General features: G+C 71.4%; 6 protein-coding genes. 3 read left to right on the top strand and 3 right to left on the bottom strand.

The genetic code is table 11. The features are described 5' to 3' along the window. Positions 1–392 precede the first annotated feature (392 nt). From mfd to G3I40_RS28805, 3 genes are all read right to left on the bottom strand, one after another. Positions 393–3923: a transcription-repair coupling factor gene (gene mfd, locus G3I40_RS28795; RefSeq protein WP_164305404.1), complete on the bottom strand. Its 3531-nt coding sequence runs from the start codon at positions 3921–3923 to the stop codon at positions 393–395. A 213-nt stretch (positions 3924–4136) separates the two neighbouring features. Next, positions 4137–6743: an ABC transporter permease gene (locus tag G3I40_RS28800; RefSeq protein ID WP_164305406.1), complete on the bottom strand. Its 2607-nt coding sequence runs from the start codon at positions 6741–6743 to the stop codon at positions 4137–4139. Then, positions 6740–7534: an ABC transporter ATP-binding protein gene (locus G3I40_RS28805; protein ID WP_343245045.1), complete on the bottom strand. Its 795-nt coding sequence runs from the start codon at positions 7532–7534 to the stop codon at positions 6740–6742. The genes G3I40_RS28800 and G3I40_RS28805 overlap by 4 nt, the downstream gene beginning before the upstream one ends. A gap of 339 nt (positions 7535–7873) precedes the next feature. Here G3I40_RS28805 and G3I40_RS28810 point away from each other — a divergent pair, with 339 nt between their 5' ends. The 3 genes from G3I40_RS28810 to G3I40_RS28820 all read left to right on the top strand — a co-directional run. After that, on the top strand, positions 7874–9391 hold the full coding sequence (locus tag G3I40_RS28810; RefSeq protein ID WP_239091996.1) for an MDR family MFS transporter: 1518 nt from the start codon (positions 7874–7876) through the stop codon (positions 9389–9391). Positions 9392–9609: 218 nt separating this feature from the next. After that, the gene (locus tag G3I40_RS28815; protein WP_164305408.1) at positions 9610–9960 is read left to right on the top strand and encodes a DUF485 domain-containing protein; all 351 of its coding nucleotides are present in this window, start codon (positions 9610–9612) and stop codon (positions 9958–9960) included. Between the two features lie 17 nt (positions 9961–9977). Next, positions 9978–11585 (top strand): cation acetate symporter (locus G3I40_RS28820; protein WP_164305414.1); only part of this gene is annotated, 1608 nt, incomplete at its 3' end.

Genomic DNA, 11585 nt, shown 5'->3' on the forward strand with positions numbered 1-11585 from the left:
CCGATCGCCACGGCGGCCACCGCGCCGACGAACGCGACGGCGGCGAGCCCCGCGTCCCCCGCCGAGCGCCGTCGCAGCGCGGTCCACGCGAAGGGCGCCCAGGCGAGCAGCCCGAAGCTGAGTACGGCCATGAGGGCCCGTCCGGTACAGCGGGCGCCGAAGTGCGGGAGGGGCTCTCCGCCCCGGGGAACGGCCGGCGGGGCCGGTATGTACGACATGCGCATCCCATATGTGATGGAAATGTGAAGGATCGGGGGAGAAAGATAGCGCATGCACGGGCCCCGGCGGAGGGGAACACCGAAGACGGCGGTGGGCCCGGACCCCCGTACGGGTCCGGGCCCACCGCCCACATCGCTGCGACGCCCGGGTGCCACGACCCCGGGATCGACGCGCTACGACCCCAGGATCGACGCCAGGAACTCCCCGACCCAGGCCAGCAGCTCGCGTCCGACCAACGGCTTGCCGCCGACCTTCGCCGTCTTCGGGCGCGGTACGAGGATCTGGTGCGTGGCCGGCTTGATGACGGTGCCCGGGTAGAGCCGCTTGAGCCGCAGCTCCTGCGACTCCCTCAGCTCCACGGGCGCGAAGCGGATGTTGTTGCCCTGCAGCACGATCTCGCCGACGCCGCAGGCCCGCGCGAGCATCCGCAGCCCCGCCACGAGCAGCAGGTTCTCGACGGGCTCCGGCAGCTTGCCGTAGCGGTCGGTGAGTTCCTCGCGGACCTGCTTGACGTCCTCCTCCGTGTTCGCGGAGGCGATGGCCCGGTAGGCCTGCAGGCGCAGCCGCTCGCCGGGGGCGTAGTCGTGCGGGACGTGCGCGTCGACCGGGAGCTCGATCTTGACCTCCAGCGGCGGCTCCTCCTCGACACCGCCTTCGAGGGAGGCCCGGTAGTCGGCCACGGCCTCGCCGACCATCCGTACGTACAGGTCGAAGCCGACGCCCGCGATGTGCCCGGACTGCTCGCCGCCGAGGAGGTTGCCCGCGCCGCGGATCTCCAGGTCCTTCATCGCGACGTACATGCCCGCGCCCATCTCCGTGTGCTGGGCGATGGTCGCGAGGCGCTCGTGGGCGGTCTCCGTCAGCGGCTTCTCCGGCGGGTAGAGGAAGTAGGCGTAGCCGCGCTCGCGGCCTCGTCCCACGCGGCCGCGCAGCTGGTGCAGCTGCGAGAGGCCGAAGTTGTCGCCGCGCTCCACGATCAGCGTGTTCGCGTTCGAGATGTCGATGCCGGACTCGACGATCGTCGTCGAGACGAGGACGTCGAACTTCTTCTCCCAGAAGTCCACGACGACCTGCTCCAGCGCCTGCTCCGACATCTGGCCGTGCGCCGTCGCGATGCGGGCCTCCGGGACGATGTCCCGGAGCCTGGCCGCGGCCCGGTCGATGGACTCGACGCGGTTGTGGATGTAGAAGACCTGCCCCTCGCGCAGGAGTTCACGGCGGATGGCCGCGCCGATCTGCTTCTCCTCGTAGGGGCCGACGAAGGTGAGGACCGGGTGGCGCTCCTCGGGCGGCGTGGTGATCGTCGACATCTCGCGGATGCCGGTGACCGCCATTTCGAGCGTGCGGGGGATCGGGGTCGCCGACATCGTCAGCACGTCCACGTTGGCCCGCAGCTTCTTCAGCTGCTCCTTGTGCTCGACGCCGAACCGCTGCTCCTCGTCGACGATGACAAGGCCGAGGTCCTTGAACTTCGTCTCCGACGAGAACAGGCGGTGCGTGCCGATGACGATGTCGACCGCGCCGTCCCGCAGCCCTTCGAGGGTCGCCTTGGACTCGCTCTCGGTCTGGAAGCGGCTCAGCGCCTTCACACTGACCGGGAACTGGGCGTAGCGCTCGGAGAACGTACCGAAGTGCTGCTGGACCAGGAGCGTGGTCGGCACGAGGACCGCGACCTGCTTGCCGTCCTGCACCGCCTTGAAGGCGGCGCGCACGGCGATCTCGGTCTTGCCGTAGCCGACGTCGCCGCAGATGAGGCGGTCCATCGGGACCGTCTTCTCCATGTCGTCCTTGACCTCGGCGATCGTGGTGAGCTGGTCGGGCGTCTCCACGTACGGGAACGCGTCCTCCAGCTCCCGCTGCCAGGGCGTGTCCGCGCCGAAGGCGTGACCGGGCGCCGCCATGCGCGCCGAGTACAGCTTGATGAGGTCGGCGGCGATCTCCTTGACCGCCTTCTTCGCGCGCGCCTTCGTCTTCGTCCAGTCGGCGCCGCCCAGGCGGTGCATGGTCGGCGCCTCGCCGCCCACGTACTTGGTGATCTGCTCCAGCTGGTCCGTGGGGATGTAGAGCCGGTCGCCGGGCTGGCCGCGCTTGGCGGGCGCGTACTCGACGACGAGGTACTCGCGGGTCGCGCCCTGCACCGTGCGCTGCACCATCTCGACGTAGCGGCCGACGCCGTGCTGCTCGTGCACGATGTAGTCGCCGGACTCCAGGGTGAGCGGGTCGATGCTCTTGCGGCGCCGGGCGGGCATCCGCTGCCCGTCCTTGCCGGCCGTCTTCTGCCCGGTCAGATCGGTCTCGGTGAGGACGGCGACCTTCAACTCCGGGTGCACGAAGCCGAATTCGAGGCTTCCGCAGGACACCTGCACCACCGACGGGGCCAGTGCGGCGAGGTCCTTGTCGAGGCGGGCCGCGATGCCCTCGCCGCCGAGCACCTCCACGGTGCGGGCCGCCGGGCCGTGGCCCTCGGTGACGAACACGGTGCGCCAGCCGTCGGCGAGCCAGCCCTTGGTGTCGGCGAGCGCCTTCGCGGTGTCGCCGCGGTACATCTCCGGGGCATGCATGCCGAGCGGGAGCGTGTCCGCATCAAGGTCCGCGTCGGCGGCGAACGGCGAGACCGACCACCACATCATGCCGAGCTCGCGCGCCCGCTCGCGGACGTCCGCGATCGCCCACAGCGAGGCGGCGCCCACGTCGATGGGGGCCGCGCCGCCGGTCGCGGACGCGGCCCAGGACGCCTGGAGGAACTCCTGCGAGGTCGCCACCAGGTCGGCGGAGCGGGTGCGCACCCGCTCCGGGTCGCAGACGACCGCCATCGACCCCTTCGGCAACACGTCGAGCAGCAGCTCCATGTCGTCGACGAGGACGGGGGCCAGGGACTCCATGCCCTCGACGGCGATGCCCTCCGCGATCTTGCCGAGCAGTTCGCCCAACTCCGGGTGCTGCTCGGCGAGTTCGGCGGCCCGGGCGCGCACGTCCGCGGTGAGCAGCAGTTCCCGGCAGGGCGGGGCCCACAGCCCGTGCTCGGCGATCTCGAGGGAGCGCTGGTCGGCGACCTTGAAGTAGCGGATCTCCTCGACGTCGTCGCCCCAGAACTCGACGCGGAGCGGGTGTTCCTCGGTCGGCGGGAAGACGTCCAGGATGCCGCCGCGCACGGCGAACTCGCCGCGCTTCTCGACCAGTTCGACCCGGGCGTACGCGGCCGCGGCCAGCGCCTCGACGGTCTCGCCCAGATCGGCGCTCTGCCCGCTGCGCAGGGCGACGGGCTCCAGGTCGCCGAGCCCCTTGACCTGCGGCTGCAGCACGGAGCGGATCGGTGCGACGACGACGGAGACCGGCCCGGTCTCCGGGTCGTCGGTGCGCGGGTGGGCGAGCCGGCGCAGCACGGCGAGGCGCCGGCCCACGGTGTCGGACCTCGGGGAGAGCCGCTCGTGCGGCAGCGTCTCCCAGGACGGGAACTCGACGACGCCGTCCTCGGGCAGCAGCGAGCGCAGCGCGGCGGCCAGGTCCTCGGCCTCGCGTCCGGTGGCGGTGACGGCGAGCACGGTGCGCCGCGTCTCGCGCGCGAGGGCGGCCACCGCGAAGGGGCGGGACGCGGGCGGGCCCACTAGATCGATGTGCATGCGGTTGCCGTCACCCGCGGCCTTCACCGCTTCGGCGAGGGACGCGTCCTTGACGACGGCGTCGAGAAGTCCGTGCAGGCTCATGGAGAAGATCCGTCCCGGGTCAGTGGGCAACGCAAAGGGCCCGACACGTCGAACGGGCCGGGGGTCCTTCCAGGGTACGTCGCCGGGGGCGCGGTCGCCCGGACGAGGGACCGCACCGTCACGATCATGGTTCTGCACCTGGGCCGCGCGCCGTGACGCCCAGAGGGGCCCGGCGTGAGCCGGGCCCCTCATTGCGTACCGCGGCGCTTGGCGCTACTCCGTCGCGATCGCGTTCAGCACGTTCATCCGCCCCGCGCGGAACGCCGGGATCAGGGCCGCGAACAGGCCCACGAAGGCCGAGGCGACGAAGACCGAGATGATCGTCGGCCACGGGATCTCCAGGACGCCCAGGCCCTCCAGGGCCAGGAGCTTCTGGGCCGTCGCGCCCCAGCCCATGCCCAGGCCGAGGCCGAGCAGGGCGCCGAAGAGGGCGATGACCACCGACTCCAGGCGGATCATGCGGCGCAGCTGGCGGCGGGAGAGGCCGATGGCCCGCATGAGGCCGATCTCCCTCGTCCGCTCGACCACCGAGAGTGCCAGGGTGTTCACGACGCCCAGCACCGCGACGATGATCGCCAGGGCCAGCAGGCCGTAGATCATGTTCAGGAGCTGGCCGATCTGGTCCTTCAGCGTCTGCTTGTAGTCGGTCTGGTCCTTGACCTTGACGGTCGGGTCGGACGCGACGGACTTCTTCAGCGCCTTGTACGCGGCGGCGGCCTTGGCGCTGTCGTCGTCGCTGCCGGCGGCCTTGGCGAACATCATGCCGTTCAGCGGCAGCCGGTCGGCGGGCACGTACTGGGCGGCGGTCGCCACGTTCGTGTACATCGCGCCCTTGTCGAAGACGGTGTCCTCGTCGTTCGTGATCGCCGCGACCTTCAGCTTCGCGGTGCGCCCGTGGTCGAAGGCGACGGTCATGGTGTCGCCCACCGCGACGTGGTTCTTGTCGGCGAACTCCGAGCCGACCGACATCGCGTCCTTGCCGTACGCCGCCGAGAGCTGCCCGGCGCTCATGTCGCGCCGCAGGTCCTCGGCGTAGGACGGGCTCGCCGCGGAGAGCTCCTCCTTCTCCTTCACGCCGGAGGGCGTGGTCAGGGTCGCCTTGACGAACTTGACCTCGGTGACGTGGGAGACCAGCCCGTCCCGCTGCACCTTCTTCAGGGCAGCGGCCGCCTGCGGCGTGATGCCGCCGTTGCTGGGCTCGACGATGAAGTCGGCGCCGACGGACTTGTCGAGCTGGTCGGTGGCCGAGGCGACCATCGAGGAGCCGACGACGGAGAGGCAGGCGACGAGCGCGAGGCCGATCATCAGGGCCGCGCCGGTGGCGCCGGTGCGGCGCGGGTTGCGCAGCGCGTTGCGCTCGGCCATCCGCCCGACGGGGCCGAAGAAGCGCAGCAGTACCGCGCTGATGACGCGGACCACGATCCCGGCGAGCAGCGGGCCGATGACGACGAACCCGATGAGTGAGGCGACGATCCCGGCGCCGAGGAACAGCGAGCCCTCACTGGCCTTGTCGGCCTGCGTGGCGAGGTAGAGCGCGTAGCCGCCGCCTCCCGTGAGCAGGAGGCCGAGGACGGCGCGCACGGCGCCGGCCTTGACGTCGGCGGGGGTCCCCGCGTCGCGCAGGGCCGCCATGGGCGAGACCTTGCCGGCCCGGCGTGCGGGCAGGTACGCGGCGAGGACGGTGACGACGATGCCGAGGAGCAGGCCGATCGCCGGGGTCGTCCACTTCACGGTGAGGTCGTTCGTGGACAGGTCCATGCCCACGGCGGACATCACCTTCATCAGGCCGATCGCGAGCCCGACCCCGGCGGCGACACCGACCACGGAGCCGACGACGCCGAGCAGCAGCGCCTCGACCAGGACGGAGCGGTTGACCTGCTTGCGCGAGGAGCCGATGGCGCGCATCAGGCCGATCTCGCGGGTGCGCTGGGCGACCAGCATCGAGAACGTGTTGATGATCAGGAAGATGCCGACGAGGAAGGCGATGCCGGCGAAGCCGAGGAGGGCGTACTTGATGACGTCCATGAAGGAGCCGACGTCGGAGGCGTTGGCGTCCGCGGCCTCCTGCTGCGTCTGGATCTTGTACGTGCCGCTCGCGGACAGCTCCCCCGCGACGTTCCGCTTGAGCTGCGTGTCGCTGACACCGGAGGCGGCGGCGACGTTGATCTGGGTGAACCGGCCTGTCTTGCCGATGAGTTCGCGCTGGGCGGTGGCGGTGTCGAAGTAGACGACGGCCGCGCCCGGGTTGGTCACCTTGAAGGAGGCGATGCCGACGACCTTCGCCTTGAAGTCGCCGGTGGCGGCGATCGTGCGCAGTTCGTCGCCCAGCTTCAGGTGGTGCTTCTTCGCCGTGTCGGCGTCGACCATGGTCTGGGTCGGGCCGCGCGGCGCGTGCCCGGCGGTGATCTCCATGGAGCGCAGGTCGTTGGCCGTCCAGTTGCCCGCGATGGTCGGGGCGCCGTTCTCGGAGCCCATGTTCTTGTTCTTGGCGTCGACGACGGTGACGTTCATCGAACTGACCGCGCCCTCGGCCGACTTGACGCCGTCGGCCTGCTTCACGGTCGTGAGCGCGGACGCGGGCAGCGACTCGGGCCGCCCGGTGTCACTGCCCTCGCTGCCGGAGCCCTTGGGGCTGACGGTGACGTCGGAGGCGGTGGCGGTGAACAGCTTGTCGAAGGTCTTGTCCATCGTGTCGGTGAACACGAGGGTGCCGGTCACGAAGGCGACCGAGAGCAGCACGGCGACCGCGGAGAGGGCCATGCGGCCCTTGTGCGCGAAGAAGTTGCGCAGCGAGGTCTTCAGCACGGTGTTGGCACTCATGACGTACGCCCCCGCGCGTCGAAGTCCTTCATGCGGTCCAGGACGGCGTCGGCGGTCGGACGGTACATCTCGTCGACGATGCGGCCGTCGGCCAGGTAGAGGACGCGGTCCGCGTAGGAGGCGGCCACGGGGTCGTGGGTGACCATGACGATGGTCTGGCCGAGCTCGGACACGGAGCGCCGCAGGAAGTCGAGGACCTCCGCGCCGGCCCGGGAGTCGAGGTTGCCGGTCGGCTCGTCACCGAAGATGATCTCGGGCCGGGCCGCCAACGCCCGTGCCACGGCGACGCGTTGCTGCTGTCCGCCGGAGAGCTGGGTGGGCCGGTGCTTGAGCCGCTCGGCGAGGCCGACGGTCGTCACGACCCGGTCCAGCCACTGCTTGTCGGGCTTGCGGCCCGCGATGTCCATCGGCAGGGTGATGTTCTCCAGGGCGTTCAGGGTGGGCAGCAGGTTGAAGGCCTGGAAGATGAAGCCGATCCGGTCCCGGCGCAGCTGCGTGAGCTTCTTGTCCTTGAGGCCGGTGATCTCGGTCTCGGCGAGGTGGATCCGGCCGCTGGTCACGGTGTCGAGCCCGGCGAGGCAGTGCATCAGCGTCGACTTGCCGGACCCCGACGGGCCCATGATCGCGGTGAACTGGCCACGGGCGATGTCCACGTCCACCTGGTCGAGCGCGACGACCCTGGTCTCCCCCGACCCGTAGGCCTTCACGACCTGCCGCGCCCGCGCGGCGACGGCCGAACGCTCTCCAGTGCCCCCGTGCCTGGGAATGGTTACAGCCGATGCCGATGTCACGGTAAGTCTCCTAAGTCGGTTACGCCTGAGCGCACTTCTCTGCGGTGTGCTCTGCGGTGTGCTCTGCGGTGTGCTCTGCGGTGTGCTCTGCGGTGTGCTCAAGTCTGGTGATGCGGGGCCCCGGGCGCGCTGGTGCAAGTCACCGTCTTTCCCGGGGGAAAACCCCACCCCTCGACGGTAGGAAGAACCCCCCGCCCCCCTCGTCCTCCAGGGGGAGGAACCGTCCCCGGTCCGTTGTACGGAGCTCCCCCTAGGGGAGGTCCACCCTGTGGTGGAGCCCTACTCAGGGGCGCTCCACCCGCATAGGCTCCTGGCCGGAGATCGGTGCAGGGGGAACGCATGCGGAAGAAGAACACGACGGTGGTCGCGGCGCTGATGCTGTGCATGGCGCTCGCCGCGCTCGACGCCACCATCGTCTCCACCGCGGTCCCGCAGATCGTCGGCGACCTCGGCGGCTTCTCCGTCTTCTCCTGGCTGTTCTCGGGCTATCTGCTCGCGGTGACGGTGACGCTGCCCGTGTACGGCAAGCTGTCGGACACCCTCGGCCGCAAACCCGTCCTGGTCGCGGGCAGCGTGCTGTTCCTGGTGGGCTCGCTGCTGTGCGCGTCCGCCTGGAACATGGCCGCGCTGATCGCCTTCCGGGTGATCCAGGGCCTGGGCGGCGGCGCGATCCAGGGCACGGTCCAGACCCTCGCCGCCGACCTGTACCCCCTGAAGGAACGCCCCAAGATCCAGGCGAAGTTGTCCACGGTGTGGGCCACGTCGTCGGTCCTCGGCCCGGCGCTCGGCGGCCTCCTCGCCTCGTACGCGAACTGGCGCTGGATCTTCCTCATCAACCTCCCGATCGGCGCCGTCGCCCTCTTCCTCGTCGTCCGCCATCTGCACGAGCCGCGCCGCGAACGCGTCGGCCCGCGCCCCCGGATCGACGGGGCGGGCGCGCTCGCGGTCTTCGCGGCCGGCGGGGTGCTGCTGCTGTGGCTGGTGCAGGGCGGGGTCGCCTGGGCGTGGACCTCGGCCCCCTCGATCACCCTGCTCTGTACGGGAGTCGCGCTGATCGGGCTCGTCGTCGTGGTGGAGCGGCGGGCCGCCGAACCCGTCCTGCCGGGCTGGGTGTGGCGGCGGCGCACCATAGCCGCCGTCAATCTGTCCCTCGGCGCGATGGGCCTGCTCATGGTGGCGCCGACCACGTTCTTGCCGACGTACGCGCAGTCGGTCCTCGGCCTGTCCCCCACGGAGGCCGGCTTCGTCCTGTCGGTGATGACGCTGAGCTGGCCGGTATCGGCGGCCCTGAGCCAGCACGTGTACCGCCGGATCGGCTTCCGCGACACCGCGGCGCTCGGCATGACGGCGGCCCTGGCGATCCTGGTCGCGTTCCCGCTGCTGCCCTTCCCGGGCGCGGTCTGGCAGCCCACCCTGCTCAGCCTGCTGCTCGGCGCGGCCCTCGGCCTGTTCCAGCTGCCGCTGATCGTCGGGGTGCAGTCCACGGTCGGCTGGGCCGAGCGCGGCACGGCCACCGCCTCGATCCTCTTCTACCGGCAGATCGGCCAGACCGTCGGCGCGGCCGTCTTCGGCGCCGTCGCCAACGCGGTGATCTCCGACCGCCTCGGCAGCGGCGCCGACCTCGACTCGGTGACCAGCCACTCCGGCACGTACGCGGTGCGCCGGGCGATCGACGCGGCCGTCGACTCCGTCTACATCGGGGCGGCCTGCGCGGCGGCGCTCGCCCTGTTCGTGGTCGTGCTGGTCGCGCCCCGCCGCTTCCCCGTCCTGGAGGACCCCGCCAAGACCGCCCCGGACCGACCCGCCACGACGCCCAGTTCACCCAAACCCTCCCCCCACTCCCCTACCTACGAGTAGCGTTCCGCCTCCCACCGCACTCCCTGCGGCCCACCCGCCCCTCGGTGGGCCCGAGCCCCGCAAGGAGAACGGATGTCGCCTCCCCCGCGCCCGCCGCCGCACCGGCTGCCCGCCCCAGCGACCGGCGCGGACACCACGAGACGGACCCGCACGCACCGCTCCGCGCCCCACGGCCCCAGCACCCCTCCATCGGCCCGCGCCCAGCAAGGAGCACCGGGATGCCGCACCGCCCCACCCCACCCCACACCCACCGGCTGCCCCGCCACCCCGACCTGCCCCCGCCCGGCGGGCCCAGCGGCGAACTGCGCCTGCTGCGCACCGCGTACCGGTGGCAGCGCCGCGTCGCCACCCTCACCGCGCTCGGCTACTTCGTCCTCTTCCTCCTCCTGTCGGCCTTCGCCCCGGCCCTGATGAACCGCTCCGTGTCCGGCGGCCTGTCCACGGGCCTGCTCATCGGGCTGTGCCAACTCCCGGTCACCTGCGCGGCGTTGATCGTGTACGAGTACACGGCGGCCCGCCGGGTCGACCCGCTCGCGCACCGGCTGCGCCGGATCGGCAACCACCGGTGAGTGCGTCCTCGGAGTCGATGTCGCTGGTGGCGTTCACCGCGGTGGCGACGGCCACCCTGCTCGTGTCCGTCGTGACCAGCCCCGACCGCGACGACCTGGAGGAGTTCTACACGGGCTTCGGCAGCCTCACGCCGCTGCGCAACGGCCTGGCCATCGCGGGCGACTACCTGTCCGCGGCGTCCGTCCTCGCCACCACCGGCATCATCGCGCTGGTCGGCTACGACGGAGTGGTGCTGGCCCTGAGCACGGCCCTGTCCCTGATGCTCCTGATGTTCCTGCTGGCCGAACCGCTGCGCAACGCGGGCCGGTTCACCATGGGAGACGTACTGGCGCGCCGGATGCCGGGCCGGGCCGCGCGGATGGCGGCCTGCGCGGCGGCACTGACCGCGCTCGTCCCGCTCATGATCGTCCAACTGGCCGGTGCGGGCGACCTGTTGGCCTTCCTCCTCGGCTTCAACAGCACCACCTTCAAGACTGCCTCCGTCCTCGTGCTCGGCGCCCTGATGATCAGCTACGCCACGATCGGCGGCATGAAGGGCACCGCCCTCATCCAGATCCTCAAGATCGTGACGCTGCTCGGCTCGGGCGCGGTGGCCGCGGCGCTGATCCTGCACCGCTTCGACTGGGACCCCGGCGCCCTGCTCGCGGCGGCGGCCCGGGGCAGCGGCGCCGGCCGCGCCTACCTCACCTCGGGCCTGCAGTTCACGGGCAGCTGCGCCCCCCGCCTGGACATGATCAGCTCCGAACTCACCGTGGTGCTCGGCGGCGCCGCCCTCCCCCACGTCACGATGCGCATGTACACGGCCCGCAACGCGCGCGCGATCCGCCGCTCCATGTCCTGGGCGGTACTGTCCGTCGCCCTCTTCGTGCCGATCGTCTCCGTCATCGGATTCGGCGCGGCGGCCCTCGTCGGCGCGGCGCCCATCACGGCGGACAACGCCCAGGGCAACACGGCGTTCCTGCTCGGGGCGCGGGCGGCCTTCGGCGAGGCGACGTCGGTGACGCGCTCCCTGCTCTTCACCACGGTCACCACGGCGATCTTCCTGACGCTGCTCGCCTCCGTGGCGGGCATGATCCTGGCCTGCGGCAACTCGCTGGCCCACGACGTCCTCGCGTACGGCAAACGGCAGTTGACCCCGCGCGGCGAACTCAAGACGGCCCGTATCGCGGCCCTCGCGGTCGGCGTCCTGTCCGTCCTGCTCGCCACCGTGGTCCAGCACCACAACCTGCAGCCCCTGGCCACCCTCTCCTTCTGCCTGGGCGCCTCGGCCCTGGCCCCCGCCCTGGTCTACAGCCTCTTCTGGCGCCGCTACACGCGCACGGGCCTGCTGTGGACGCTGCTGGGCGGCTCCGCGGCCTGCCTGATCCTCATGACCGGCACCAACATGGTTTCCGGGTCGCCCACGTCGGCGTTCCCGGACCACGACTTCAACTGGTTCCCGTTCATGACGACGGGCGTCGTCTCGATCCCGCTGGGCTTCCTGCTCGGCTGGCTCGGCACGGTCCTGACGTCCCCGCGCAAGGCGGCGGAGCAGCGGCGGCAGTACGAGGCGGTGGAGGGATGGATCCTGGCGGGGGCGACGGCGCGGCCCGCGGGGTCCCCGCCCCGCGCCGCGAGCCGGCAC

It is taken from the genome of Streptomyces sp. SID14478 (assembly GCF_010548525.1).
GTDB lineage: Bacteria > Actinomycetota > Actinomycetes > Streptomycetales > Streptomycetaceae > Streptomyces.

Coding starts and splice junctions, on each gene's coding strand:
- G3I40_RS28815 (WP_164305408.1), top strand. CDS start 9,610: ATGCCGCACCGCCCCACCCCACCCCACACCCACCGGCTGCCCCGCCAC.
- mfd (WP_164305404.1), bottom strand. CDS start 3,923: ATGAGCCTGCACGGACTTCTCGACGCCGTCGTCAAGGACGCGTCCCTC.
- G3I40_RS28800 (WP_164305406.1), bottom strand. CDS start 6,743: ATGAGTGCCAACACCGTGCTGAAGACCTCGCTGCGCAACTTCTTCGCG.
- G3I40_RS28810 (WP_239091996.1), top strand. CDS start 7,874: ATGCGGAAGAAGAACACGACGGTGGTCGCGGCGCTGATGCTGTGCATG.